Source organism: Pelorhabdus rhamnosifermentans (assembly GCF_018835585.1).
Classification (GTDB): domain Bacteria; phylum Bacillota; class Negativicutes; order UMGS1260; family UMGS1260; genus Pelorhabdus; species Pelorhabdus rhamnosifermentans.
On record NZ_JAHGVE010000207.1, the window covers coordinates 1 to 212 of the forward strand.

A 212-nucleotide genomic window follows, 5' to 3' on the forward strand; every position below is an offset into this window, starting at 1 on the left:
AAAGAAATGTATTTTGCTAGGAAAGCATTAGCTTGATCCACGGTTGAAATGTGAGCAAGCTTAAATTCAACGGGTAAGCGACTTTGTAGGGTTTGCCAAAGACGTTCTACGCGACCTTTAGCCTGTGGTGAGCGAGCAGGAATCAGGGTAATACCAAGTTCGCCCATAGATCTGCCGAATTGAGTGTCATTGACAACCTTGCCAGAGAGTTG

The 212-nt window shown here is 45.3% G+C and carries 1 pseudogene; it reads right to left on the reverse strand.

Annotated elements, in window-relative coordinates:
* A pseudogene (locus Ga0466249_RS26380) lies at nt 1–212 on the reverse strand (ISNCY family transposase); the annotation flags it as partial.